This is a genomic window from Sorangium sp. So ce131 (assembly GCF_051519095.1).
Lineage (GTDB): Bacteria > Myxococcota_A > Polyangia > Polyangiales > Polyangiaceae > Sorangium.
This window is the reverse complement of record NZ_CP150455.1, coordinates 10,004,233-10,028,550: the sequence shown is the minus strand read 5'-3', so window position 1 is coordinate 10,028,550 and position 24,318 is coordinate 10,004,233. Positions and strand designations below refer to the sequence as shown.

Here is a 24,318-nt window from a genome sequence, read left to right as displayed (position 1 = left end):
CAGAAAGCGCGATCGCTGGACCTCGGGGACGGTTCAGGCCGACCCCGAGCCGCACCGGCCGACCCGATCATCGGCGTGACGACCTCCACCGCGGCACAGGTCGGCCGAGCCCGATGGCGGCTGCTCGCTTGCCTGGTGCCCGGTCAGCGTTCAGGGACAGGCCTCAGCTCCTCTTCCTCGGCCGCGGGAGGTGGAAGGCCTCGAGCCGGTTGATGAGCGTGCGCCGCGAGATCCCGAGCTGCGCGGCGGCGTGGGTCTGGTTGCCTCCGCAGGCCTCGAGGGCGGCGATGATCCGCTCGCGCTCGCGCGCCTCTGCGTCGAGCCGCTCCCGGTCGCGCGCCACGCCGGCGATGGCCGCGCTGGCGACGGCCGCGCTGGCGATGGCCGCGCTGGCGACGGCCGCGCCGGCGACGGCCGCGCCGCCGGCTCCCGTCGCGCCGGGCGCTGGCCTCCGCTCTCCCCCGGCCCTCAGCTTCTCGGGCAGGTGCTCGAGGAGCAGCGTCTCCCCCGCGCAGAGCACCACGGCGCGCTCGATGACGTGGCGCAGCTCCCGGACGTTGCCCGGCCACGGGTAGCGCTCGAGCGCGGCGCGCACGGCGGCGGAGAGCAGGGGTGGCCGCGGGCGGTCCATCAGCCGGCAGGCGCTGACCGCGAAGGCCTCGGCGAGCGGGCCGATCTCCGCGACGCGCTCGCGGAGCGGCGGGATCGTCAGCGCGACGCCGTTCAAGCGGAAGAACAGGTCCTGCCGGAAAGTGCCCCGAGCGACCTCCGCCTCGAGGTCCCGGTTCGTGGCCGAGACGAAGCGCACGTCGATGCTGCGCGGCGCGCGCCCGCCCACGCGCAGCACCTGCCGCGCCTCGATCACCCGCAGGAGCTTGACCTGCGTGGGCATGGGCAGCTCTCCCACCTCGTCGAGGAACACCGTGCCGCCGGCGGCCGACTCGAACAGCCCCGGCCGGGCCTCGATGGCCCCGGTGAACGCGCCCTTCTCGTGCCCGAAGAGCTCGCTCTCGAGCAGCGACTCCGAGAGCGCCGCGCAGTTGAGCGCCAAGAGCGGCCTCGACGCGCGCGGCGAGCTGTCGTGGATCGCCCGGGCGAGGACCTCCTTGCCCACGCCCGTCTCGCCGAGCAAAAGGACGCTGATCAGGCTCTTGCTGACCAGGTCGACCTGCTGATGGAGCGCCTGCATGACGGGGGCGAGCACGACGATCTCCGCGCCCGCGCGGCGCGCCGGGGACGGCTGGCCGGCGGCCGCCTCGCCCGGATCGCGGCGGATGGCGAGCATCGCGGTGCCGAGGGTGATGCTGTCGCCCACCGCGACCTCGACCGTCTTCCGCGAGATCGGCTGGAGCGGGTGCGTCTCCTCCCCGGGGGCGATGGTCGCCCGCGCGCTGCGGACGTAGGTGCCGTTGGCGCCGCCCAGGTCTTCGAGCCGGAGCGGCGGATCGAGGTGCAGCACGGCGTGGCGGCGCGACACGGACGGGTGGTTGATCCAGATGTCGTTCTCGCTGGAGCGGCCGATGGAGACGTGGCCCTCGCGCGGCAGGGCGTGGACGACGAGCTCGTCCCCCGCGAACACGGCGAGCGTGAGCGGGGGGACGGCCGCCCTGGGCAGGGGCGCTGGAGGAGCGCTCGGGCGGGGGGAGCGAGGGGCGATGCTCACCCGGGCGAGCATACCTTCGAACGAGGAGCCGGGCGCGACGGCCGCGAGGCTCTTCCCGGGCGTCCGGCGACGGGGCGCCCCGACGGGGGCGCCCCCGCGCGGCGCCCGCTCAGCAGCCCGCCAGGCCGGCGATGGCCTGGATCGACATGCTCCAGCGCACCCCCATCTCGTAATAGCCGTAGTCGTTCGGGTGGATCCCGTCGGACCAGAGGTGGTTCGTGGGGAAACCAGCGTGCATGTCGGCGATGAAGAACTTCGGGTTGCTCTGCGGATAGAAGGCGTTGAGGTTATTCACGATCCCGGGGATGGCGCCGTTGTACTGCAGCACGACCTGGTTCCTGATGACGTGCTCCAGCTGAGGCCCGAAGGGGATGATCTTGGCGACGACGATCTTCGCGGTCGGGTACTTCACGGAGAGGGCGACGAGCAGCTGCTGGAGCCAGTAAGCGGCGCTGCTGGCGCTGGCGCCCTGGTGGATGTCGTTGGTGCCGGCGTGCACGAGGACGATGTTCGGGGGCAGGTACTCCGGGAAGACGGGATAGGGGGGCAGGCTCGCGGCCGCCGCGGCGAGCTGGTCGTTACGCCAGCCTGACATCGCGGAGTGGTAGTGCTGGTTCTCCGCGACGAGCCCGGGAAAGGTCGTGTCGATCTGCGCTCCGACCATCTGGATCGACAGCGGGCTGCCCCCGACGAGCGGGGGCCACTCGACGAGGGTGTAGCGATAGCCTCCCACGGCGGAGCCGACACCCCGGGTGATCGAGTCGCCGAACGGCTCGATGCGGCACGTGGCCCGAGCGGACGCCGGCGAGAGCGCGAAGGCAGCCAGACAGGCGAGGGCGATGAAGAGAGAGCGGATGGATGTACGCAGCATCGAGGGACCTCCGTGAGCCTGGGAGCGTGAAAGAAGGAGCGATGACGGGCTCGGGCGGTGTCATGGCAGGCTGCGTGCCACGCCCGGTGACGCCGGCGAGAGGCCCTGTCACCGCGGGGAAACGCGCCCCTGTCACCGCGGGGACGCGCGGGGTGGCGGGCGCGCGCTGCACGATCGGTGCAAGCGCCTCCGTGCCGTTGCACAACGCGGTTGCACAACGCCGTTGCACAACGCCGTTGCGCAAAGACCTGCACAGACCGCCGCCTGCCGGCCGGCGCCTCGAGCCGCGCGCGGCCCCGGGCTGCGCCCCTGCTGGCCCGCCTCGCGGGCGTCGGGGGTGGCAGCCCCACGCATGGCCGAGCCTGTCAGGCGCCCCCGCCGGAGGAACCCGGGCCGCACGGGTGCCGCCACGCGCCGGCCATGCTACGCGCGTGGCGCCATGGACAACGTCCCCCTCCTCGCCGGTCACCCGTACGCCTCCTTTCTCGATCGGGTCGAGAAGCCCGCGCGGTACGCGGGCGGCGAGGTCGGCTCGGTCGTCAAGGACTGGGCGGCCGTCGAGGCGCGCGTCTGCCTCGCCTTCCCGGACGTCTACGACATCGGGATGAGCCACCTTGGCTTCAAGATCCTCTACAAGCTCCTGAACGACGACCCGCGCACGCTGGCCGAGCGCTGTTACACGCCGTGGATCGACATGGAGGCCGAGCTCGTGAAGCGCGGCCTGCCGCTCGTCTCCCTCGAGTCGGCCCGCCCGCTCAGGGACTTCGACGTCGTGGGCTTCTCGCTGCAGTTCGAGCTCACCTACACCAACATCCTCACGATGCTCCACCTCGGCCGCGTCCCGCTGCGCGCGGCCGATCGCGGCGAGGACGACCCGCTCGTCATCGCGGGCGGCCCGACGGCGACCCACCCCGAGCCGATCGCCCCGTTCCTCGACGCCCTCGTGATCGGCGACGGCGAGGAGAAGGCGACGGAGATCGCCCTCGCGTGGGTCCGCCTGAAGCGCGCGGGCGTGCCGCGGCGCGAGCGGCTCGTCGCGATCGCGCGCCTCGGCGCGATCTACGTGCCCTCGCTCTACGCGACCCGGCTCGACCCCGACACCGGCCTCGAGGTCGTGGATCGCCCGCTCGCCGAGGGCATCCCGTTCCCGATCGAGCGCGCCCTCGTCGACCTCAACAAGTACCCGTTCCCCGACGAGAGCCCGACGGGCGGCCCCGAGGCGATCTTCGACCGCATGTCGATCGAGATCGCCCGCGGCTGCACCGAGGGGTGCCGCTTCTGCCAGGCCGGCATGATCTACCGCCCCGTGCGCGAGCGCGATCCCGAGCAGATCGTCGACACCGTGATGCGCGCCGTGCAGAAGTCCGGCCAGGACGAGGTCTCGCTCACGGCGCTGTCGACGGCCGACGTGTCCTGCATCTCGCCGCTCATCAAGAAGGTCACCGATCGCCTCACCGCCGAGCGCATCTCGCTCGGCGTGTCGTCGCTGCGCGCCTACGGGCTCGAGCCCGAGCTCCTCGACGAGCTCAAGCGCGTGCGCGCCACCGGCCTCACCTTCGCGCCCGAGGCGGGGACGCAGCGGATGCGCGACGTCGTGAACAAGAACGTCACGGAGGAGCAGCTCCTCGAGACGGCCGACCGCGTCTTCCGCCGCGGCTGGGGCAAGATGAAGCTCTACTTCATGATCGGCCTCCCGACCGAGACCGACGAGGACGTGCGCGGCATCGTCGAGACGGGCGCCCGCGCGGCCGGCGCGGGGCGGAGGGCGGCGGGCAAGGGCAAGCCGGTCGACGTGACCGTCAGCGTCTCGACGCACGTGCCGAAGCCCCACACCCCCTTCCAGTGGGCGGCGATGGACACGCTCGCCGAGGTCGCGCGCAAGCAGCAGCTGCTCAAGGACACGGTGCGGCCGTACCGCGCCGTGACGCTGAAGACCCACGAGGCCCACGCGAGCGTGCTCGAGGGCGTCTTCGCCCGCGGCGACCGCCCCCTCGCCGACGTGCTCGAGCGGGCCTGGCGCGGCGGCGCCCGCTTCGACTCGTGGGACGACCAGCTCGAGCTCTCCGTGTGGGAGGAGGCGTTCGCGAGCGTGGGCGTCGACCGGTCCAGGTACCTCGGCACGCTCCCGGTGACGGCCCGGCTGCCCTGGGACCACATCGACGTCGGCCTCGAGGAGGGCTTCCTCGCGAGGGAGTACCGGAAGGCGCTGCAGAACCGCCTCAGCCCGCCGTGCGGCAAGGTCGCCGGCATGTTCGTGCACCACACCAACCTCGAGGACGCCAAGGCCGACGCGCGGCGGCTCGTCTGTTACGACTGCGGCGTCGCCTGCGACATGACGCAGATGCGCGAGGAGCGGCTGACCTTCCTCGACCGGCTCGGCGCCCACAAGCGCTCGCTGCCGGTCCTCTCCGGCGCGGCGGGCGAGCCGGTGAAGGCCGGCGAGGCGGCGCCGCGGGAGGCCGGCGAGGCAAGCGCGGCGGCGCCGCGGGAGGCCGGCGAGGCGGCGCCGCGGGAGGCGAGCGAGGCGGCGCCGCGCGAGGCCGCCGAAAAGCCGCCGCGCGCCGCCGGCGAGGAGCGGGCGCCCCGCGCGCAGCGGATCGCGCCCCCCAAGGGGCGCGGCGGCATCCGGTACCGCTTCCAGTTCGAGAAGACCGGGCCGATGGCGCTGCTCGGCCACCTCGACGTCGTGCGCGAGCTGCCCCGCGTGCTCCGGCGCGTCGGCGCGCCGATGACCTTCACCGCGGGCTTCCACCCGAAGCCCGACATGACGTTCTCGCCGGCGCTCTCGCTCGGCGTGATCAGCCTCGACGAGTACGTCGACCTCCGCCTCGAGCGCGATCTCGATCCCGCCGGCCTCGACGCGCTCGTCCGGGCGATGACGGCCGCGAGCCCGCGCGGCCTCGCGTTCCGCGGCGCCGTGAAGCTCGGCCCGGACGATCCGGCGCTGAGCAAGCTGATCGCCGGGGCGCGTTACGCGCTCGCGTTCGCGCGCTCCGCGATCGGCGGCGACGCGGAGGCGACCCTCGCGGCCCGCTGCAGCGCCGCCCTCGCCGCGGCGTCGCTCCCGATCCGCCGGGAGATCGACCGGCTCGCGAAGATGGTCGACGTCCGCCAGTACCTCGTGCGGGCCGAGGTCGGCGGGCCCGAGGTGCTCGCGGAGCTCGCGCGCGCCGGGCTCGCCGGCGATCTCGTGGCGATCGACGTCGAGGTGGACATCCGCGGCTCGGGCGCGGTGAAGTCGTCCGAGGTCGCGGCCGTCATCGCGGGCGAGCCCGGCGAGCCGCCGGGCGCGATCGTGCCGCCGCCGCACCGCGCCGTGCGGCTCCAGCTGTTCGGCCGCACCGCGGCGATCGGCGCCGCGGCCTCCGAGCGCTTCGCCCTCTTCGATCTCGACAGGGCGCGCCGCGTCAAGCAAGCCCCCGAGCGCGCGCCCTCCGCCGCCCTGACGGCCGGCGCCGAGTGATCCGGGCGGGGGCGATCGCACCGTAAAAATCCGCCGCGGCGCGCGGGTGAGCGCGCGGGCCATCGCTCGGGGCTTCGGCTACGCTGGCGCTTCGACTATGGGAAAAGAGGGTTTTGAGACCGAATGCTGCGCCGCGCGCCTCGCCGCGGCGGGAGCGGTCGGCGCGAGCGTCGCTCATGAGCTGCGCAACGCCCTCGCGGTCGCCGAGTCGTCGCTCTACCTAGCGCAGCGCGACCTCGACGATCGGTGCCGCCTGCTGCGTCACCTCGACCGGGTGACGGCCGAGATCCGCAAGGCGCACGAGGTCATCGGCAGCGTCCTCGGCCTCGCGCGCGGCGAGCCGCTGCGGCGCGAGCCGGCGCCCGTCGGCCGGCTGATCGAGAGCGCGCGCCACGCGCTGGTCCTGCCCACGGCGGTCCGGTTCGAGGTCGCGATCGCGCCGGCGGACCTCACGCTGCTCTGCGATCCCATCCTGCTCGAGCGGGTCTTCTCGAACCTCTACCTCAACGCGGTGGAGGCGCTCGACGGCGCTCCCGGCGGCTCGATCGTCACGCGCGCGTGGCGCGGCGACGAGCGCACGTACCTCGAGGTCGAGGACAACGGCCCGGGCGTCCACCCGTGCGTGATCGACCGCCTCTTCGAGCCGCTCGTGACCGCGAAGGTGAAGGGGACGGGCCTCGGCCTCGCGCTGAGCCGGGTCATCGTCGAGGCGCACGGCGGCGAGATCACCGCGACCACGGGCCGCGGGAGGGGCACGGCGTTCCGCATGTGGCTGCCGAGCGCCTAGCCCCGGGCGCCCCCGGCGCGGCGCGGGCGGCCCGCCGGGGCGCGCCGACTGCGTGCTATGGTTCTCTCATGCAGGCCAAGGCCAAGCATCGGCCCGCGGAGCGTGGCCCGTTCCGCGTGGAGCACCTCCGCTCGGGCGATCCGTACGAGCTGTCGAACGGTCACCCCGTCTACTGCGCCCCCACGGGGGGGCGCGCCTCCGGGCCGAACCACCTGGGCAGCTCCGTCGTGGGGTGGGACCCGGCGGTCAAGGAGGCGGGGGTGGACACCGGGTACTCGCTGGGCGAGGGCTGCCTCCGCGCGCCGGACGTCGCCGTGGGGAACGTGCCCGACAAGCCCGGCTGGGTGAAGGGCGTGCCGGAGCTCGCCATCGAGTACGCCGACGTGGGGCAGGACGAGGCGGAGCTCCAGGACAAGATCGCCGAGCTGCTCGCGGCCGGCACGAAGCTCCTGTGGGTGGTGCGCCTCAACGGCCCGCGGCGGGTCGAGGTGCACGAGCCCCGCAAGCAGGTGCGCGTCGTGCTTCCCGGACAGCGGCTGAGCGCGCCCGGCATCCTCAAGAACTCGATCAGCGTCGAGGCGCTCTACGACCGCAGCGAGGCGGAGAAGGCCACCCTGACGAACCTGCTGCAGCGGCGTGGGTACGAGGACCTCGACGCCGTGCTCGCGGCCGGGCGCGAGCAGGGGCGCGAGGAGGGGCGCGAGGAGGGGCGCGAGGAAGGGCGCGAGGAGGGGCGCGAGGAGGGCATCCTCGCGGGCAAGCGCGGCGCGCTGCAGCGTGTGCTCGACCGGCGTGGCCTGCGGCTCACGAAGGCGGACACCGCCAAGATCGCGTCGTGCAGGAGCGAGCGCGAGCTCGATCGCTGGCTCGACCGCGCCCTCGTCGCGAAGTCCGCGGCGGAGGTGTTCAAGCGCGGCGCGGGCCGCTGACCCGGCCGCCTGCGGCTCAGGCCCGCCCGCGGCCGCGGACGAGCTCCGAGACGGCCTCTCCCAGGCCCTCGAGCGTGAGCGCGAACATCGGGAAGATGCCCTTGATCGCGTCCACGGTCGGGTGGGGATAGGGGCCGACCCCGTCCGGGTTCAGCCACACGGCGCGGTCGAAATGCTCGCGCAGCGCCATCAGCCAGGCGACGCCTGGGACCCGCGCGTCGCTCTCGAGTGATCCACCGCCGCCGCCGCCGCCGAAGCTCGACGAGCCGAGCAGCTCGTACGGCGCCATCGAGGCGTCCCCGACCATCACGAGCTTGTAGTGCTTGCCGCACTCGTGGAGGAGCTCGCGCACCGGGACCGGCTCCTGGAGCCCCTCGGTCTTGAAGACCCTGCCGTAGACGCAGTTGTGGAAGTAGTAGCTCCTGAGCTCCTTCCAGTGCGTCGCGCGCCGCGCCGCGCTGAAGAGCTGCGAGACGAGCGCGGCGTAGGGGTCCATCGAGCCGCCCACGTCCATCATCAGGATCACGCGCGTGTTCGGGCGGCGCGGCGGCCTCGTGACGATCTCGATCTCGCCCGCGTTCCTCGCGGTGGCGTCGATCGTCTCCTCCACGTCGAGCTCGCGGTCGCCGCCCTCGCGCGCGAAGGCGCGCAGCTTGCGCAGCGCCACCTCGATCTGGCGCACGTCGAGCGTGAGATCGCTGCGGTAAGGCCGGTAGCGGCGCGCGTCGGCGTTCTCCACGGCGCCGCTCCTGCCGCCCGCGCGGCCGCCGACCTGGATCCCGCTCGGATTGAAGCCGCCGCGGCCGAACGGCGAGGTGCCGCCGGTCCCGATCCACCGGCTCCCCCCGTCGTGGCGCTCCCGCTGCTCGCGCAGGCGCTCCTCGAACCGCCGGAGCACCTCCTCGAGATCGAGCGCCTCGACCGCCGCCTTCTCCTCGTCGGAGAGGGCGCGCCGCTTGATCGGGTCGCGCAGCCACGAGAGGAGCTCCTCCGCGATCGCCTTGGCCTCCACGTGCACGCCGCGGAAGTGCTTTGCGAACGCGAGGTCGAAGTCGTCGAGGTGCGCCTCCGAGTGGACCAGCATGGCGCGCGCGACGTGGTAGAAGCCGTCGAGCGAGCTGTCGTGGAGCCCCGCGGCGAGCGCCCGCGCGAGGCCGACGGCCTCCTGGGCGCCGACCGGGACCTTGCGGGCCCGGAGCTCGTAGAGGAACTCGACGAACATGGGGCTACGACCGGTACCGCTTGCCGCCGGCCAGCTGGTCGGCGAGCGCCGCGAGGTCCTGCTCCTTCTTGAGCAGCGCGCCGAGGAAGGGCAGCGTCTTGTCGAGCTTCACCTCCTTCACGCCCGCCCGCCGCAGCACGGCGATCCAGTCGATGAGCTCGCTCGTCGACGGCCGCTTCCGGAGCCGGGCGCTCTGGCGGATCTCGTAGAAGACCTGCATGGCCTGGTCGGCGAGCGTCCGATCGAGGTCGGGGTGGTGGACGCGGACGATCTCCCGCATGAGCTCCGGATCCGGGAAGTCGATGAAGTGGAACACGCAGCGGCGCAGGAAGGCGTCCGGCAGCTCTTTCTCGTTGTTGCTGGTGATGATCACGACGGGCCGCTCCCGCGCGGCGATCTCGTCCCCGGTCTCGGCGATGCGGAAGCGCATCCGATCGAGCTCGTGGAGGAGGTCGTTCGGGAACTCGAGGTCTGCCTTGTCGACCTCGTCGATGAGGAGCACGACGCGCCTCTCGGCGCTGAACGCCTGTCCGAGGGGGCCGAGCTTGATGTAACGGCGGATGTCGCGCACGTCGCCGTCGCCGAAGCGCGAGTCGTAGAGCCGCTGGACCGTGTCGTAGACATAGAGCCCGTCCTGGGCCCGCGTCGTGCTCTTGACGTGCCAGGGGATGAGCTCGGCGGACAGGCTCGCTGCGATGGCCTCGGCGAGCAGCGTCTTGCCGGTGCCGGGCTCTCCCTTGACGAGGAGCGGCCGCTCCAGGACCAGCGCGCAGTTGACGGCGGCCTCGAGCGCCTCGCTCGTGAGATAACGCTCGGTGCCGCGGAAGCGGCGGAAATCGGACATGACCCACGGTAGCACCTCGCCGCCCGGCGCGGGCGCGGCGGCCCTCGCCTCGGCCTCCGCGGGCGCGCGCGGGCGCGCGGGCGCTGAAGACTCAGAGCCAGTCGCGCGCGAGGTAGGCCGTCCATGAGGCGGCCCGCTCCCAGAAGGGGCGTCGGGCCCAGTGGGCGACGGTGATCTCGCGGCAGTAGGCGAGGTCGTCGGCGAACATCCGCTCCATCGCGCCGGCGAACCCGCGGTGCATGACGACGGCGTTCACCTCGAGGTTCATGCGGAGCGACTGGCTGTCGAGGTTGCTGGAGCCGACGGTGGACCAGAGGCCGTCGATGACGGCGGTCTTGGCGTGCAGGACGCGGCCGCGCCACTCGAGCATGCGGACGCCGGCGTCGAGGAGGTGGCCGTAGATGGTGCGGGACGCGAGCAGCACGGGGGGCACGTCGGTGGTGCCGGCGACCATGATCCTGACGTCGACGCCCCGGCGGGCCGCGGCGGAGAGCGCGTGGATGATCCGGAGCGGCGGCAGGAAGTAGGCGTTCGTGATCAGGATGCGGCGCCGGGCCCGCTCGATCGCGTGGCGGTAGGCGTTGCGGATGCCGTGGCGGTGCCTCCGGCGGGGGAGGTCGTTGCTGATGATCTGGACGGCGGGGTCGGGCCTGCGCTCGGCGTAGCTGTAGCGTTGCTCCTCGACGGGGGCTCCCCCGGCGCGCTGCCACGTGCGCAGGAAGAAGTACTGGAGCTCGGCGGCGGCGGGGCCCTCGAGGCGGAGGTGGGTGTCGCGCCAGCCGGCGCCGCCGTCCTCGGGCGCCGCGTAGTCGTCCGAGATGTTGAGGCCGCCCGTGAACGCGATCCTGCCGTCCACGATGAGGGCCTTGCGGTGGTCGCGGCGCGCGACCTTGCCGAGCGGGACGAAGAGCTCGATCGGCCGGAAGGCGAGGGCCCTGACCCCGGCGCGGCGGAGCCCGTCGAGGAAGGACGACGAGACGGAGGAGCCCCAGGCGTCGAACATCAGGCTCACCTCGACGCCGGCCGCCGCCCGCTCGGCGAGCGCCTCGGCGAAGCGCCGGCCGGTGCGATCGTCCCGGAGGATGTACGTCTCGAGGCAGATGGTGCGCTCGGCGCCCGCGATGGCCGCGAGCATGGCCGCGTAGGCCTGGGCGCCGTCCTTGAGGAGCGCGAGGCGGTGGGCGCCGACGGTCATCTCGGCGAAGGCGGACGCGGCGAGCGCGGGGGCAGGCTGAGACATGCGGCGGGCGGCCGGGCTCCTCTGGGTGACGCGACGCGATGATAGCGCGGCCGGCGGAGCGGCGCCGCGGCGTCGACGGCCCCTGGAGCGCACCCGCGCGCCCATGCGCCCATCGCGAATCGCCTGCCCCAGGGCAGCCCCGCCCTGGGAAGGAAGGTGGTCAATCCAGCTGCCTCGGCTTCGATGACCTCATCGCCGGCGCCGAGGTGGCGCGAGCGGGACAGCGGGAGAGGGATATTCCTGGTCGATGCTCAGGAGAAGACGGAGCCATGTCCTCGCGGTCCGTATCCACCTCGGCGTGCTTCACCGCCACGATGGCTGTCCGCTGCTTCTTCCCTGCGTGTGCTGCGGTCCGCGGCCCCGCTCTGGCCGTCGGTCCGCGCTGACCGCGCCCGGATGAGCTCGCTCCTGGGCAACGCGCGACGTCCGCGAAAGATAGCGGTCCGACGTACGGGCGCCTCGTTATGACAGATGCCTCTCTGCTGGATTGGCGCATCATCCGTCGAGGGCGTCGGTACATCTGCTCCATCGGAGGAAAAGTGGAGGGGCCCGGTGGCGTTGCTTGCCGGTACCTACGTCGACGCCTAGCCTAGATCGCAGACGTAACCACGGAATTGCGGAGGAAAACGCCATGATGCCAATGATGAGCATGCCGATGATGGGCTCGATGAATCCGATGATGGGCTCGATGGGGATGATGCCCCAGATGATGGGGATGATGCCCCAGATGATGGGGATGATGCCCCAGATGATGGGGATGATGCCCCAGATGATGGGGATGATGCCCCAGATGATGAAGATGGGTCAGATGCCGATGATGGCGCGGATGACCTGTGAGATGGACAAAGAGGGGATGGTCTGCAAGATGATGCCCATGGAAGGCATGGGCATGGACATGCTGCGCGAGCGCTGTGACGCCATGATGAAGATGATGAGCATGGGCATGCCCATGATGATCATGTGCGGCAACATGCCCATGATGATGGGCATGAGCACCGGCATGGGGATGGGCATGGGCGCCAGCGCGGGCGGCATGAGCAACATGGGCGCCGGCTCGAACGTCGCCAGCATGAACAAGTGAGCGCGCGAGCCTTGGGCGCCGCTTTCGCTTCTGCGCCTCGATGATGGAGACCGCAGAGACGAAAAGGGCGCCAAGAGGTTCTCTCCTCCGGCGCCCTCGGCGTCTCTGCGGTTCGAGCCGTGGCCCGCTGCGGTTAGCCTGTCTTCTCGACGTAGGTCATCACCAGGTACATGATGACCTCCGACTTGGTCGGGTTTCGGTACTGGTGGGGCACGTCGGCCTCGAACAAGATGGCGTCTCCGGTCGCGAGCAGATGGCGCTCGACGCCGACGATCATCTCCAGCGTTCCGGACGTCACCACCAGGTTCTCGACGGTGCCCGGCGGGTGAGGATCCGCTTGCTCCGTGGCGAGCGGGGCGAGCCTGAGCTCGTAGAACTCGACGGTCCGCGGCACATCGAAGGGAAACAGCGCGCGCGACGAGAAGGAGCCGTCGTGGGAGGTCAGCACCTTGGCGCGCGCGGCCGGGATGATCGCCGTCCCGCCGATCGACTGATCGCTGATCAGCGCCGAGAAGGGCACACCGAGCGCCCGGGCGATCTTCCAGAGCACGTTGATCGTCGGCGTGCTCTGGCCGAGCTCGATCTGGCTGAGCATCGCCCGGCTCACGCTCGAGGCCTTGGCCAGACGCTCGAGGGACAGCCCGCGCTTGGTCCGGAGCCGGCGCAGGTTGGCGCCGACGATGCCGGTGAGCGCCGACGAGGCATCCTGCGAGGCGATCTCGTGGAGCTGCGCTTCATCCGGGATCTCACCGGCGTCCCGCTGCGGCGGCTCCGCCTTCGCGCGGCTCGCGTAGGCGCTCACAGGGCCGCCAGAACGTTCCGGCTTGCCTTGCGAGCTCCGTCCGGTCGACGGCGGAGAGCTCCCCGGCGCTTCGGCCGACGCCGCCGCGCCGTTCACCAGGCCCGCTGCGGCCAACGCGGGGCCGAGCTCCTCGTCGGAGACCGACGCTGACCCGTTGCGCGGCGTGCTCTGGCGGACCGCTTTCATCGCACCTGCCACATGGGCATCCACGTCCACATCGGATACCACCAGAGGGCGACCGGAACACCTGCCGGCTGGAGCGACGACCTCTCCTTGTCGTCGCCCAGGGGGCGCTCGCTCCGAGCAACCCGCCGCTGCCGGTACTCCTCTAGGTCGATCACTTGAGCACTCTGGGTGCGCATCCGCTTTACCTCCAACCGGTGAGCTGATCATCCGTTATAACGGATTGTCTGTCAAGGGACAGCTCGATCTTGACGCGTCGGGCAAAGCACGACGCGTCACGGCGAGGAACGGGGTCTCGGCGGGCTCATCCTTGGCGCACCGTGTCGTGGCATCGTCGCGCTTCGCGTGAAATTTTCCGTATGCTCACGGGGTGGGATCAGGTCGCAGGAGCGCAAGAGCGTCCCGTTATGACGCGTCGCGTTGTTGCGGTCGCGCTCGCATGGGCGCCTCTGAAATAGTGGACGGGATCGGAGAGGCGGCCTGGCGGGACGAGCCGCCCGGGAACCCTCCAGAGGACGTGAGCGGAGAAGGAACATCACTCGCGCGCCGTTTTCCATCCCTCACGTCGGGCGCGGCCGCGGAGCCGCAGCGCGCCGCGACATCACGCACACACAAGGAGGCAGCCATGGCGGGCGTCGACGTGGGGGGTGGCGAGAGGCGGGCACGCAACAGCGACATCAACATGATTCCGTTCATCGATCTCCTGATGGTGACCATCGCCTTTCTCCTGATCACCGCGGTGTGGGTCACGAACGCGCGGCTGAGGAGCAGCGCGGAGGCGCCCGCCGCCGCCGGATGCGGGGAGGAGTGCCAGAAGGAGCCCCTCAAGACGATGCACGTCCACGTCCGAGAGGACTCGTTCAGCCTCGTGTGGAAGCAGGGGGCGACCGTGCTGAGCGAGGCGACCGTCCCCAAGCACCCCCTGGAGGTCGGCGCGGCGGGGGCCACCGCGATCCGCTACAGGGAGCTCGGCGAGGCGATCCAGCGCGAGTGGGAGCGGAGCGGGGAGCGCCGCGGCCCGAGCGATCGCCGCGCCGAACAGGCCGTGCTCCACAGCGACGACAAGACCCCGTTCCGCGAGCTCGTCGCCGTGCTCGACGCCATCAACGCCCCGCGCCGCACCGTCCTGCTGGAGGACGGGCGCAGCGCCGAGATGCCGGCGTTCCTCGCGACGTTCTCGGCGCGTTGACCGCGCGCCAGCGTTACGCCGTGAACTCCGTCGTCAGCGCCACCCAGTTCGACGGCGGGCGCACGGCATAACTCAGCGCCAGCACCTCGATCAGCACCACCCGGTAGATCGCGTGGACGTCGTCGACGTCGACCTCGTGCGCGTTCGCCTCCAGGGCCGCGTCGAGGTGCTCCTGCACGAAGGCCAGGACGTCAGGCTGCTCCATCGCGATGACGTCGTCCGAGTCGACCGCCTCGGCAGGGTCGTGGAGGCGGATCTGCTCGTCCAGGTTCAGCGACTCCTCGACGCCCGTGAGCGCCGTCTCGGTGACCTCCTCGAGGTCCTGGCCGAACAGCTCGTCGAAGGCGAGCCAGATCGCCAGGGTCAGGAAGTAGCCGAGCGCGAGCGCCGTCTCGTCGAGCGGGCCGGAGAGCACCGAGGAGATCCGGTCCGCGAGCGCAGGCTGCGTCTGCTCGAAGCGCGTGAACGCGTCGTCGAGCTGCTTGCGCGAGTCGTCGTCATCCTCGGCGAGCTGATCCTCGATCTCGGACAGGACGCGCGCCGGCACCTGAGCGTACGAGGGGACGGGGCGGATGGCTGCGCGGCGTACCCACACGCGGACAACCTAGCACACGATGGCGCGGCTCATGGAGCGAGCATCCGGAGGCTCGACGCAGGCACCCACCCCTCCGTCGCTCCCCAGCGGACCTGCGCGAGCCCGCCCGATCTCCTGCCGACCTCGACCGACGCGCCCTCCGGGATCGGGCTCTGCTCCGCGGCGGGCAGCGCCCGCCCGCCCTCGTCGAGCAGCCGGACCTCGGGGACGACCACGACGCCGGGCCGCGTGGTGAGCCGGAGGTGCCGCGCGGCGTAGGTGAGCGGCACGAGCGCGAGCAGCGCCACGAGCGCGGTCGGCGCGAGCACGCTGCCCGCGACGTGCGCGGGGCCCGCCGGGCGGCGCCGCAGGACGACGCCGAGCGAGAGCAGCAGCGACGCGAGCAGCGCGGCCGCGGCCCAGGTGCGCTCCGAGGCGAGGCCGACGATGACGCGGTCGAGCGTGGGGCGCACCTCGACCGCGTCGGCGGCCCGGCGCGAGCGCCGGCGCGTGATCTCGGCGCGCACGAGGTCGAGCGCGCGATCCGCGTCCGCGTCGCCCGGGCGGAGCCGCAGCGCCTCCTCGAAGGCGGCCGCGGCGCGGCCGAGATCGCCGGGGCGATCCGCGCCCTCGCGGACCCGCGTGACGTAGGCGAGGCCGCGGTTGTAGCTCGCGTCCGGGTGCACGAAGCCGCGGTCGGCGAGCAGCTCGAACGTGTCGATCGCCGCGCCGTACTCGCCCCGGCCGAGCGCCGCCGTGCCCTGCTGGAACAGGGCCTCCGGGGGCTCCGCCGGCTGCGCGCGCGCCCCGCCCGGCGCCGCGAGCGCCGGCGCGAGGCACGCGGCGAGGGCGAGCGCGGCGGCGAGGCGGCGCCGCTTCTGGCCGTTCATGCCGGCTTCCATCGGGCGAGGTCGTTCAGGACGGCGCGGCTCTTCTCGACGAGCGCCGCCGCGGCGGCGCCGCCGCCCTCCTGCGCCGCCGGCTCGAACCGGATCGCCTCACACGCGGCGAGCGCCTCGCTCACGCGCGCGGACAGGGCCTCGGGCACCCCGCGCTGGCCGAGCTCGCCCGGGAGCGACGCGAGCAGCACGCCGCGGGAGCGCAGGCCCGTCGCGGCCTCGATCGCCCGGTGCACGGCGCGCTCGATCGCGGCGGCCGTCGCCTTGAGGTCGCCCTGCGCGGCGGCCTCCTCCGCCTCGCGCTGCGCGACCGCCGCGAGCCGCGCGGGCGAGGCCGCGCCCGCGGCGCGGCGCTCGCGCGTCCGGCGCACGAGCCGATCGCCCGCGCCGAACGCCGTCACGAGGAGCGGCGGGGCGGCGAGCAGACACCAGAACAGCGCGCCGTCGAGGGGCATCGTCGCCGGCGGCGAGTACGCGCCGAGCGACGCGCGCAGCCCCGGCATCCCGGCGAACGGCTCGCCGCGGGCGGCGGCGTCGCCGCCCGGCGCCCGGGAGGCCGGCGTGGAGGACGCGACCGTCGGAGGGGCGACCGGGTTCACCTCGACCGTGCCGAGCGGGGCGCTCTCGACCACGTAGCGCTTCTGCTCCGGATCCCAGTAGGGGAAGTCGATCTTCCCGAGGTCCACGGCGCCGCTCTCCTGGATCCTGACGACGTAGCCGAACGACCGGAACCCGCCGATCTTGCCGCCGCGAGGCTCGATCGACTCGCGCTTCTCCGGGTCGAGCCACTCGAGGCCGGTCCGCTCCGGCACGCGGAGCGATTGCGGGAAGTTGCCGGTGCCCGTGACCTGCACCGTCACCGCCACCGAGCCGCCCTGGTCGATCTGGCGCGGCTGCACCGTCGCCTTCAGCGTGAACTGACCGACGTCGCCGAGGGCGTAACCCGACGGGCGCCCGTCGATCGGCGGCTCCTTGACCTGGATGACCACGTCGTTCGACTGGCGCAGCACGCGCGAGCCGATCCGGCGCGCCGTGACGCGCGCCTGCATGGTGCCCGTGTGCAGCGCGCCCGCCTTGAGCGGAAACAGCGCGAGCCTGTCGGCGAGGCGCACCATGTACCGGTGCTCGCCGACCCGGGTCGCGACGGGCCGCTCGTTGCGCGGGTCCTCGAGCAGCGGATACCGGAGGAAGTCCGCGGCGGGCGCCTGGCGGAGATCGCCGGTGTCCGTGATCTCGCTGGCGCGGGTGTACAGGTAGAACGAGACGGTCACCTGCTCGCCCACCACCGCGGTCGTCTTGTCGGGGATCGCCCGCAGGAACGCCACCGGCTCGGGCTCGCTCGGCAGCGACAGCTCGGGCGCCTGGTCCTCGACCTCTTCCTCCTCGTCGTCGAACAGGCTCCCCGGCGCGCCGAACGGCCACGGGAAGCCCTGCATCGGGCCGCCGGGCAGGAGGAACGGGTTGCTCGGGCGGCGCCGCCGCCCCGTCGCCGGCTCGACGTTGACCTGGAGCGGCTGCGCCGCCAAGCGCTTGCCGTTCCACGCGATCGTCGGCGCCGGGATCGTGTAGCGGCCGGGCTTGCTCGCGACGACCTGCCACGACGCGCTGATGCCGAGCTGCGTCGACACGACGCCGCCCGTGATCTGCGTCGACATCTGCGTCCCGATGCTCGGGCCCGACGTGATGGAGAGGTTCGCCGGGAGGCGCAGCTCGGGATCGGACGGCATCGACGCGCCGCGCTCGACGAGCGCCTCCATCTCGACCGAGAACGGCTCGCCGACCTCGACCTCGGCGGGGCGCACGCGCGCGGTGACCTTCGGCTCGGCGCCGGCGCGGAGCGGGGCGAGCAGCGCGAGCAGCGCGAAGAGCAGCGCCGCCGCGAAGGGCGCGGGGCGCGGGAGCGCGAGGGCCGCGAGCGCGAGCGGGGCAGGGGAGACGGCCGGGCGGCTCACTTGTCCTCCATCGCGCGGCCGCGCCGCGCGGCGGCCTTGTTCTTCGCTTCCTGCTCCTGGTACGTCGGCGCCTCCTCGAGCTGGTCGAGGATGCGGTCGTCCTGCTGCCCGGTCCGCGGCTGCGGCTCTGGCTGCTCGGGCGGCTCCGGCTGCTCGGGCGGCGGGGGCGCGCCCGCGTCGGGCTGCTGGTCCTGCGGGCCCGCGTCCGGGCTCTGGTCCTGCTGGCCGCCGTCGTCGCCCGCGTCGGGCTCGCCGCCGTCGTCGCCCGCGTCGGGCTCGCCGCCGCCGTCGTCACCCGCGTCCTGCTGGCCGCCGTCGTCGCCCGCGTCGGGCTCGGCGTCCGGCGGCGCGTCGGGCTCGGCGTCCGGCGGCGCGTCGGGCTCGGCGTCCGGCGGCCCGGCGTCCTTCTGCTCCTCGATGCGGCGCAGCGCGATCGCCCGGTTCCAGGCCGCGTCCCGGCCGACGCCGTCGCCGCCCGCCTCCTCGAGCACGCCGGGGACGATGGCGAGCGCCTGATCGTAGTACTTCACGGCGTCCTCGTACTTGCGCCGCAGGAACTCGAGGTTGCCCGAGAGGTAGCGGGCGCGCGCCCGCAGGTCGGCCGGCACGCTCGGATCGGCGCCGATCGCCTTCGCCAGGGTCAGCGCGCAGTCGATCTCGATCCCGCGCAGCGCCTCGTTCTGCGCCTGCTCCGGGCTCTCTGCCGCCCCGCCGTCCGCGAGCTCCTCGTCGCCGAACCGCTGGCCGTAACGCTCGGCGAGGTGGAACAACGTGAGCCCGAGGTCGAACGAGCCGTTCGGCTTCTGGCGCACGGCGTCGGGCAGCCCGATGCCGGCGTCGCTGCACGGGCCCGTCCCCAGGTAGCTCTCCAGGGCCTGCTCGGCGGACTCGAGGTTGCCCGCGTCGAGGTCGCGGATCGCCTGGTCGACCTCCGGCGCGTTCCGCTCGAACGGGGACGTCGGGTCCCACCCGCTGCACCCGGACGCCGCCGAGAACGCGGCGCCGGTCAGGCACGCCGCCGCGAGCAGCAAGGCGAGGCCGCGCCCGTGGCGCGTGAAGAACCCGGCGAGATCCACCCGCTTGCGATCACGACGCGGCATGCTGCCCTCCCGACCTGCTGCCCGCGGCCGGCTCCGCCCCCGCCGCGAGCTCCGCGCCGCCGGCGCGCGCCCCGCGCCCGCGCAAGAGCGCCGCGCGCCGCGGCGCGGCCTCGAGCCTCGTCGCCACGAAGCGCCGCCGCGGCGCGTCCTTCAGGAACACCTCGGCGATGAGGAGCAGGATCGCGAGGCCGAGCGGGTAGAAGTAGACGTCCGCGTAGACCGTCTCGACCCGCTCCGAGAACTCGCTCTTCATCTGCCGCCTGAGCTCCGCGGCGATCGTCTCGATGCCCGTCGTGCCCTTCTCCGCGCGCACGATCTGCCCGCCCGGCGTCGCCTGCGCGATCGACGCGAGCTGCTGCTCGCCCGTGAGCGACAGCTCGGTCGTGAGCGGCTTGCCCTCGCGGTCGGTCCGCCACCCGGCGACGCGGCCGTCCGGGCCGATCTCCGGGATCGGCTCCGGCGTGCGCCCGCCGATCTGCACGACGTGGATCGTCGTGCCCTGGGCGCCGATCGCCTGGGCCACGCTCAGCGGGTAGCCCTCGAGGTCCTCCCCGTCGGTGACGAGCAGGATGATCCGCTTGTGGTCGGCCGACTTGGGGTCGCGCTTCAGGAGATCGTTCGCCTGGTCGAGCGCGCGCGCGATGGCGGTGCCGCCGATCGGCATGTCGTTCGGGTCGAGCTGGCGGAAGAACTGCGCGATCGCGGCGCCGTCCGCCGTGAGCGGGAAGCCCATCGGCTCGCCGGCGAACGCGACCGCGCCGAAGCGCGCGCCCTCGAGGTCCTTGATGAGGCGGGCGACCTCGACCTTCGCCCGGAAGATGCGGGACGGCTCGACGTCGCGCGCGTACATGCTCTTCGAGTAGTCGAGCACGACGACCACGTCGACGTTGGTCGCGGGCACGAGCCGCGTGCCCTTGCCGTACTGCGGGCGCGCCGCGGCCACGAACGCGAGCGCCGTCGCGAGCACGAGGAGGACGCCCTTCCAGGCGCGCCGCTTCGACGGGTCGGCCGTGGTCAGCGCCTTCACGCGGTCCTCGTCGCCGAACCGCCGTATCGCGCGGGCCACGCCGAAGCCGCCGAGGATGAGCAAGAGGCCGATCAGCGCGGCGAACGCCGTCCCGAGCAGGAACCACGGGGCCGCGAAGTTCACGGGAACCTCCGGAGCAGCCAGGCGCGCAGGAGCGCGTCGAGCCCGATCAGGAACACCCCCGGCAGGAGCAGCAAGGGGAAGAGATCCTCGTACGCGGCGATCGACGCCTCGAACCGGGTCTTCTCCAGCCGATCGAGCACGTCGTGCATGCTGTCCGCGAGCGCCTTCGCGTCGGTCGCGACGTACGCCTCGCCGCCCGTCTTCTGCGCGATCTCGCGGAGCAGCGCGGGGTTCACCGGGAAGCGGTGGCGCACGTAGCGCGGCTGCCCGAAGAGATCGACGCCGTCCTCGACCTCGACCTCGTCGTCGGTGCCGATCTGGATCGTGTAGACCTTCACGCCGAGCGAGGTCGCGAGGTGGGTCGCGTACTCGGGCGAGATGGCCCCCGCGTTCGAGTCGCCGTCGGTCAGGAGGATGACGACCTTCGACTGCGCGTCGCTCCTGCGCAGCCGGGCGACCGCCGTGCCCAGCGCGTCGCCGATCGCGGTCGCGCTGCCGTCGATCACGTTGAGCGTCATCCGCGAGACCATCTGCGTGAGCAGGTGGTAGTCGAGCGTGGGCGGCGACAGCACGTACGCCGCCTTGCCGAACACGACGACGCCGAGGCGATCGGTCCGCCGCCGGCTGATGAAGTCCTGGAGGACGAGCTTCGCCGTGTCGAGCCGGGTCAGCCGCTTGTTGCGCGGCAGCCTGGGCTGGCCGGGGAGGTCGCTCGCCTTCGCGTCGAGGATCGCGCGCATCGAGCCCGACAGGTCGAGCGCCACCACGATGTCGATGCCCTTGTCGTCCGAGCGCTGCTCGCTGAGCACGCTGACCGGCCTCGCGATCGCGAGGACGAGCAGCGCGAGCGCGACGGCGCGCAGCACGCCGGGCAGGTCGCGCAGGTGGCTCCGCAGGCCGCGCGGCCCGCGCGCGAGCGGCGTCACCGTCCCGATCCGGAGCCGGGGCCGCCGCGCGTCCTCGGCGAAGATGCCCCAGTACCAGACGAGCGGCACCGCGACGAGCGCGACCAGGAACCACGGGTGCTGCCAGCTCGCGCCGAGCCACGCGTCGCGGCGCGCGAGGTAGGGGTAGACGCAGGCGAGCGCGGCGACGACCAGCGTCGCGACGACGGCGAGCGCGGCGCGCTTCGCCCGGCTCACGGCGCCTCCTCCCCCGCCGCGCCCTGCCGCTCCTGCGGCTGTCGCTCCTGCGGCGGCTGCTTGGGGGCGGCCTGGCCGCCGCCGGCCCCGGCGCCGCCCGGCCCCGCCGCGCCCTCGCTGGGCCGCGCCGCCGGCGGCGTCGTGCGGTGCACGATGACCTCGCCGCGCTCGATCGCCTCAAGGCAGTCCGCCTCGCTCGGCTGGAGGCGCGCGAACTTCACGAGGTCGCAGTCGGCGAGGAACCGCGCGATCTGCGGCAGCACCGGCACGGGCGGGCGCACCCGCGCGAGCAGCGCGCGCATCTCGTCGCTGGTCGTCTCGAGGCCGTCGAAGCCGTACCGCGCGCCGAGGTACTTGCGCACGCAGTCGCTCACGCGATCGAAGTACTCGTCCGTCCGCCCCTCGCTGAGCAGGCTGGAGCGCCGGAGCGCCTCGAGCTCCTCGAGCGCGGCGATCCACGGCAGCTTCGGCGGCGGCGCGGGCACGACCCGGGGCCGGCGCAGCCAGCGCCGGATGAGCCACGCCAGCAGCGCGCCGAGCGCCACGCCGAGGGCGACGCCGGCCGCGAGCTGCTTCGCGAGCACCCACTCCTCCCGCTGCGGCCGCGGCGGCGGGTTCGGCTTCACCTTCGGATCCCGCTCGTTGGCGATCGGGTCCTCGACCACGATCTCGTGCGGCCGGGTGCAGACCGTGACGAGCTCCCCGCTCGCGCGCGACACCGCGATCGGCACCGGCGGCAGCCGCAAGAGGCTCCTCCCGGGCTCCTTCGGCAGCGGGACGAACGGGATGATCAGCTTGGTCGTCGCGCCCGTGTCGGTCGCGGTCGTCTCGCTGGTCGGCCCGGCGCCCGCGTCCGCCTCGGGCAGGACGAACCCCGCCTGCTGGATGGCGCGCGCCGCGTCGCTGTCCCCCTGGACCTTGAAGCCCTCGGGGAGCACCGTCTCGCCCTTGCCGTGCGCGACCGTCACCTCCAGGGGGGCCGCGTACCCGCTGAACCCGTTCCGCGGGAACACCTCCGTCAGCTGGGGCCGCGTCGCGCCCGGCGGCACGTGCTCCGTGCACGAGGCCCACGCGCTCTCCGCGCCGCGCTCCTTCGTGGGCGCGGGCGCCGGCAGCGCCGGCGGCGGCGGGGGGGCGTCGTCCGGCGCGGCGGGCGCGCTCGACGGCGCGCCGCCCGCGGCCGGCTGCGCGAGCGCCGGCGCCGCGCACGCGAGCGCCAGAGAGGCCAGCGCCGCCGCGCGGCCGAGCGCGCGCGCTCCCGCCGAGGGGCCGCGACGCCTCATCGCCGGAGCCTCCGCGCCCGCTTGGCGAACAGGTCGCGCAGCGGGGTCACGAAGCTCTCCCCCGTCTTCACCACGACGGCGTCGAGCGCGAGCCGCTTGAAGAGCTTGTCCCGGTCGCTCCGGATCTTGCGCATGGCGGCGCGGTAATGGTCGCGCACCGCGCGGTCCCCGGTGTCCACGACGACCTCTTCCCCGGTCTCCAGGTCCTCGAACGTCGCGAGCCCCACGTCGGGCAGCTCCTCGTCGCGCGGGTCGACCAGCATCACCGGGATCACGTCGTGCTTGGCGCTCGCGAGCGAGAGCGAGCGCTCGAAGCCCTCGGCGAAGAAATCGCTGATCACGAACGCCACGCTCCGCCGCTTCGCGACCTTGACGAGCGTCTCGAGCGCGAGCTTCAGGTTCGTCCCCGTGTACTTCGGCTGGTGCCCGAGGATCTCCCGGATGACGCGCATCACGTGCTTGTCGCCCTTCATGGGCGGCACGAGCTTCTCGATGGCCTCGGTCGCGAGCACGAGGCCCACGCGGTCGTTGTTCTTGATCGCGCTGAAGGAGCAGAGCGCCGCGATCTCGGCGGCGACGCGCGCCTTCGACGCGCGCCGCGTGCCGAACTGCTCGCTCTGGGAGGCGTCGACGACCAGCATGACGGTCATCTCCCGCTCCTCGACGAACACCTTCACGAACGGCTCGCTCATGCGGGCCGACACGTTCCAGTCGATCCAGCGGACGTCGTCGCCGGGCATGTAGGCGCGGACCTCGCGGAACGAGAGGCCCTGCCCCTTGAAGACGGACGAGTACGTCCCGGAGAGCTGCTCGTTCGCGAGCCGCTGCGTCCGGATCTCGATGCGCCGGAGCTGCTTGAGGAGCTCGGGGGGCAGCGGGTTCTTCGCGCCGGCGGCCTTCACGGCACCTCGACCACCTCGAACACGCGGCGGACGATCTGCTCGGACGTCACCTCCTCGGCCTCCGCCTCGTAGGTGAGGACGACCCGGTGCCGGAGCACGTCCGGGCCGATCGCCTTCACGTCCTCCGGCGTGACATAGCCGCGGTGGCGCAGGAACGCGTGCGCGCGCGCCGCGAGCGCCAGCGCGATCGAGGCGCGCGGGCTCGCCCCGTACTCGATGAGGCTGCTCAGCTCCCGCATCCCCTTCTGCCCGGGTTCGCGCGTCGCGAAGACCACATCCACGATGTAGTCCTTCACGCGATCATCCATGTACACGTCGCGCACGACCTTGCGCGCCGAGACCAGCTCCTCGGGCGTCGTCACCTTGGCGGCCTTGCCCTCGATCACGGACGTCGTGCGATCGATGATCTGCCGCTCCTCCGCGCGCCCGGGGTAGCCGACCTTGACCATGAGCATGAACCGATCGACCTGCGCCTCCGGGAGCCGGTAGGTGCCCTCCTGCTCGATCGGGTTCTGCGTCGCCATGACCACGAACGGGCTCGGCAGCGGGTACGTCGTGTCGCCGATCGTGACCTGCCGCTCCTGCATCGCCTCGAGCAGCGCGCTCTGCACCTTCGCCGGCGCGCGGTTGATCTCGTCGGCGAGCACCAGGTTCGCGAAGATCGGGCCCAGCTTCGAGGTGAAGTCGCCCTTCTGGTGGTTGTAGATGACCGTGCCGATGAGGTCGGCGGGCAAGAGGTCCGGCGTGAACTGGATCCGCGAGAACTTCGCCTCGATCGCGTCGCAGAGCGTCCTCACCGTGAGCGTCTTGGCGAGGCCCGGGACGCCCTCGAGGAGCACGTGCCCTCCGGTGAGCAGCCCGATGAGGATGCGCTCGATCATGTACGTCTGGCCGACGATGACCTTGCCCACCTCGCTCAGCAGGGTGTCGATGAAGGCGCTCTCTTTGGCGACCAGCTCGTTCAGGGCGCGTACGTCGTGCATAACGGGTGGGAGCTCATAGCAAGCCCGGCCGCCCGAGGACAACCGGCGCCGCCCGAATA

Annotated in this window: 21 protein-coding genes; 5 read left to right on the top strand and 16 right to left on the bottom strand. The window is 72.8% G+C overall.

All coding sequences use genetic code 11. The annotated features are described in order from the left end of the window. Positions 1-163 precede the first annotated feature (163 nt). A complete protein-coding gene (locus tag WMF43_RS36440) occupies positions 164-1,663 on the bottom strand; it encodes a sigma 54-interacting transcriptional regulator (protein ID WP_437671876.1) in 1,500 nt (499 codons plus the stop codon). Between the two features lie 109 nt (positions 1,664-1,772). Then, a complete protein-coding gene (locus WMF43_RS36435; RefSeq protein ID WP_437671874.1) occupies positions 1,773-2,534 on the bottom strand; it encodes a GDSL-type esterase/lipase family protein in 762 nt (253 codons plus the stop codon). 439 nt (positions 2,535-2,973) lie between these two features. Between WMF43_RS36435 and WMF43_RS36430 the strand changes: the two genes are divergently transcribed. The 3 genes from WMF43_RS36430 to WMF43_RS36420 all read left to right on the top strand — a co-directional run bounded on the left by WMF43_RS36430 (position 2,974) and on the right by WMF43_RS36420 (position 7,713). Continuing rightward, positions 2,974-5,997, top strand: coding sequence for a TIGR03960 family B12-binding radical SAM protein (locus WMF43_RS36430; protein ID WP_437671872.1), 3,024 nt, complete (start codon positions 2,974-2,976; stop codon positions 5,995-5,997). A 97-nt stretch (positions 5,998-6,094) separates the two neighbouring features. Continuing rightward, a complete protein-coding gene (locus WMF43_RS36425) occupies positions 6,095-6,784 on the top strand; it encodes a sensor histidine kinase (protein WP_437671870.1) in 690 nt (229 codons plus the stop codon). Positions 6,785-6,852: 68 nt separating this feature from the next. Then, the gene (locus WMF43_RS36420; RefSeq protein ID WP_437671868.1) at positions 6,853-7,713 is read left to right on the top strand and encodes a Uma2 family endonuclease; all 861 of its coding nucleotides are present in this window, start codon (positions 6,853-6,855) and stop codon (positions 7,711-7,713) included. Between the two features lie 16 nt (positions 7,714-7,729). Here the strand turns inward: WMF43_RS36420 and WMF43_RS36415 are convergent, their stop codons facing one another. From WMF43_RS36415 to WMF43_RS36405, 3 genes are all read right to left on the bottom strand, one after another. Continuing rightward, positions 7,730-8,935: a vWA domain-containing protein gene (locus WMF43_RS36415; RefSeq protein WP_437671867.1), complete on the bottom strand. Its 1,206-nt coding sequence runs from the start codon at positions 8,933-8,935 to the stop codon at positions 7,730-7,732. Positions 8,936-8,939: 4 nt separating this feature from the next. Beyond that, complete coding sequence (locus tag WMF43_RS36410) at positions 8,940-9,779, bottom strand: AAA family ATPase (RefSeq protein ID WP_437671865.1); 840 nt, start codon at positions 9,777-9,779, stop codon at positions 8,940-8,942. A 91-nt stretch (positions 9,780-9,870) separates the two neighbouring features. After that, positions 9,871-11,019, bottom strand: coding sequence for a phospholipase D-like domain-containing protein (locus tag WMF43_RS36405; RefSeq protein WP_437671863.1), 1,149 nt, complete (start codon positions 11,017-11,019; stop codon positions 9,871-9,873). 631 nt (positions 11,020-11,650) lie between these two features. On the opposite strand from WMF43_RS36405, the gene WMF43_RS36400 reads away from it, so the two are divergent. Further along, complete coding sequence (locus WMF43_RS36400) at positions 11,651-12,100, top strand: hypothetical protein (RefSeq protein WP_437671861.1); 450 nt, start codon at positions 11,651-11,653, stop codon at positions 12,098-12,100. A 133-nt stretch (positions 12,101-12,233) separates the two neighbouring features. Here the strand turns inward: WMF43_RS36400 and WMF43_RS36395 are convergent, their stop codons facing one another. Beyond that, a complete protein-coding gene (locus tag WMF43_RS36395; protein WP_437671859.1) occupies positions 12,234-13,088 on the bottom strand; it encodes a helix-turn-helix domain-containing protein in 855 nt (284 codons plus the stop codon). After that, on the bottom strand, positions 13,085-13,243 hold the full coding sequence (locus WMF43_RS36390) for a hypothetical protein (protein WP_437671858.1): 159 nt from the start codon (positions 13,241-13,243) through the stop codon (positions 13,085-13,087). Before WMF43_RS36390 ends, WMF43_RS36395 begins: the two co-directional genes overlap by 4 nt. Positions 13,244-13,710: 467 nt before the next feature. Between WMF43_RS36390 and WMF43_RS36385 the strand changes: the two genes are divergently transcribed. Continuing rightward, positions 13,711-14,274, top strand: a complete 564-nt coding sequence (locus WMF43_RS36385) for an ExbD/TolR family protein (protein ID WP_437671856.1) — start codon at positions 13,711-13,713, stop codon at positions 14,272-14,274. A gap of 13 nt (positions 14,275-14,287) precedes the next feature. Here the strand turns inward: WMF43_RS36385 and WMF43_RS36380 are convergent, their stop codons facing one another. Genes WMF43_RS36380 through WMF43_RS36340 form a run of 9 tightly spaced genes read right to left on the bottom strand, consistent with a single transcriptional unit; the run spans position 14,288 to position 24,259 of the window. Next, complete coding sequence (locus WMF43_RS36380; protein ID WP_044986562.1) at positions 14,288-14,869, bottom strand: hypothetical protein; 582 nt, start codon at positions 14,867-14,869, stop codon at positions 14,288-14,290. A gap of 29 nt (positions 14,870-14,898) precedes the next feature. Then, positions 14,899-15,738 (bottom strand): hypothetical protein, encoded by an 840-nt coding sequence (locus WMF43_RS36375; RefSeq protein WP_437671854.1) that lies wholly within the window; start codon positions 15,736-15,738, stop codon positions 14,899-14,901. Beyond that, positions 15,735-17,699 carry a BatD family protein gene (locus tag WMF43_RS36370; protein WP_437671853.1) on the bottom strand — a complete coding sequence of 655 codons (1,965 nt, stop codon included), beginning with the start codon at positions 17,697-17,699 and terminating at the stop codon, positions 15,735-15,737. The genes WMF43_RS36375 and WMF43_RS36370 overlap by 4 nt, the downstream gene beginning before the upstream one ends. Beyond that, a complete protein-coding gene (locus WMF43_RS36365) occupies positions 17,696-18,799 on the bottom strand; it encodes a tetratricopeptide repeat protein (protein WP_437671851.1) in 1,104 nt (367 codons plus the stop codon). The genes WMF43_RS36370 and WMF43_RS36365 overlap by 4 nt, the downstream gene beginning before the upstream one ends. Further along, on the bottom strand, positions 18,786-19,949 hold the full coding sequence (locus WMF43_RS36360; RefSeq protein WP_437671849.1) for a vWA domain-containing protein: 1,164 nt from the start codon (positions 19,947-19,949) through the stop codon (positions 18,786-18,788). Before WMF43_RS36360 ends, WMF43_RS36365 begins: the two co-directional genes overlap by 14 nt. Continuing rightward, positions 19,946-21,091 carry a VWA domain-containing protein gene (locus WMF43_RS36355; protein ID WP_437671847.1) on the bottom strand — a complete coding sequence of 382 codons (1,146 nt, stop codon included), beginning with the start codon at positions 21,089-21,091 and terminating at the stop codon, positions 19,946-19,948. Before WMF43_RS36355 ends, WMF43_RS36360 begins: the two co-directional genes overlap by 4 nt. Then, on the bottom strand, positions 21,088-22,374 hold the full coding sequence (locus tag WMF43_RS36350) for a hypothetical protein (RefSeq protein WP_437671845.1): 1,287 nt from the start codon (positions 22,372-22,374) through the stop codon (positions 21,088-21,090). Before WMF43_RS36350 ends, WMF43_RS36355 begins: the two co-directional genes overlap by 4 nt. Beyond that, a complete protein-coding gene (locus WMF43_RS36345) occupies positions 22,371-23,276 on the bottom strand; it encodes a DUF58 domain-containing protein (protein ID WP_437671843.1) in 906 nt (301 codons plus the stop codon). The genes WMF43_RS36350 and WMF43_RS36345 overlap by 4 nt, the downstream gene beginning before the upstream one ends. Beyond that, positions 23,273-24,259, bottom strand: coding sequence for an AAA family ATPase (locus WMF43_RS36340; protein WP_437671841.1), 987 nt, complete (start codon positions 24,257-24,259; stop codon positions 23,273-23,275). Before WMF43_RS36340 ends, WMF43_RS36345 begins: the two co-directional genes overlap by 4 nt. Between the last annotated feature and the right edge of the window lie 59 nt (positions 24,260-24,318).

Excerpts from the sequence above, each read along its gene's own strand:
- WMF43_RS36415 (WP_437671867.1), bottom strand. The coding sequence starts at position 8,935 with ATGTTCGTCGAGTTCCTCTACGAGCTCCGGGCCCGCAAGGTCCCGGTC.
- WMF43_RS36385 (WP_437671856.1), top strand. The coding sequence starts at position 13,711 with ATGGCGGGCGTCGACGTGGGGGGTGGCGAGAGGCGGGCACGCAACAGC.
- WMF43_RS36405 (WP_437671863.1), bottom strand. The coding sequence starts at position 11,019 with ATGTCTCAGCCTGCCCCCGCGCTCGCCGCGTCCGCCTTCGCCGAGATG.
- WMF43_RS36425 (WP_437671870.1), top strand. The coding sequence starts at position 6,095 with ATGGGAAAAGAGGGTTTTGAGACCGAATGCTGCGCCGCGCGCCTCGCC.
- WMF43_RS36420 (WP_437671868.1), top strand. The coding sequence starts at position 6,853 with ATGCAGGCCAAGGCCAAGCATCGGCCCGCGGAGCGTGGCCCGTTCCGC.
- WMF43_RS36410 (WP_437671865.1), bottom strand. The coding sequence starts at position 9,779 with ATGTCCGATTTCCGCCGCTTCCGCGGCACCGAGCGTTATCTCACGAGC.
- WMF43_RS36400 (WP_437671861.1), top strand. The coding sequence starts at position 11,651 with ATGATGCCAATGATGAGCATGCCGATGATGGGCTCGATGAATCCGATG.
- WMF43_RS36395 (WP_437671859.1), bottom strand. The coding sequence starts at position 13,088 with ATGAAAGCGGTCCGCCAGAGCACGCCGCGCAACGGGTCAGCGTCGGTC.
- WMF43_RS36340 (WP_437671841.1), bottom strand. The coding sequence starts at position 24,259 with ATGCACGACGTACGCGCCCTGAACGAGCTGGTCGCCAAAGAGAGCGCC.
- WMF43_RS36375 (WP_437671854.1), bottom strand. The coding sequence starts at position 15,738 with ATGAACGGCCAGAAGCGGCGCCGCCTCGCCGCCGCGCTCGCCCTCGCC.
- WMF43_RS36350 (WP_437671845.1), bottom strand. The coding sequence starts at position 22,374 with ATGAGGCGTCGCGGCCCCTCGGCGGGAGCGCGCGCGCTCGGCCGCGCG.
- WMF43_RS36365 (WP_437671851.1), bottom strand. The coding sequence starts at position 18,799 with ATGCCGCGTCGTGATCGCAAGCGGGTGGATCTCGCCGGGTTCTTCACG.
- WMF43_RS36435 (WP_437671874.1), bottom strand. The coding sequence starts at position 2,534 with ATGCTGCGTACATCCATCCGCTCTCTCTTCATCGCCCTCGCCTGTCTG.
- WMF43_RS36430 (WP_437671872.1), top strand. The coding sequence starts at position 2,974 with ATGGACAACGTCCCCCTCCTCGCCGGTCACCCGTACGCCTCCTTTCTC.